General features: G+C 46.0%; 1 protein-coding gene. It reads right to left on the bottom strand.

Annotated features, from left to right (window positions below):
* A partial coding sequence (locus tag DF185_RS23330) for an IS66 family transposase (RefSeq protein WP_165836121.1) occupies window positions 1-396 on the bottom strand: 396 nt, incomplete at both ends.

Genomic DNA, 396 nt, shown 5'->3' with positions numbered 1-396 from the left:
AACTTGTGGTAGATGCCATGGGTATACTTAATGGCCTTTCCAATGCGTCCTTTGGGTAACACCTTCGGATACTCCTGTACCAGCCATTTTTCAAAAGCCACCATTATCGGGTAGGACAAACGGGTACGTAAGTCGGAACGTTGTTCGTAGGAAAGATTCTCCTGATCCGCTTGCCTTTCGACATCATAAAGCAGCCCTATTTGTTCCAGGGCATAGGAAGCCCTGACTTCGTCTTCCTTCAAAGCCTCTTCAAATTTCCGGCGCGCATGAGCCCAGCACCCAATGGGTAAAACACCTTTTTTGTTTTCGTAAATATCATAAACGGCATAACCATCTGTCTGTATAACGCCCTGGTAATCTTTAAACAGCTGCAACGCTACTTTTTGTGCCCTGGAA

This window comes from Marinifilum breve (assembly GCF_003202155.1).
GTDB lineage: Bacteria > Bacteroidota > Bacteroidia > Bacteroidales > Marinifilaceae > Marinifilum > Marinifilum breve.
Note: the sequence above shows the minus strand (reverse complement) of the source record. Positions and strands in the feature narration are given on the sequence as shown.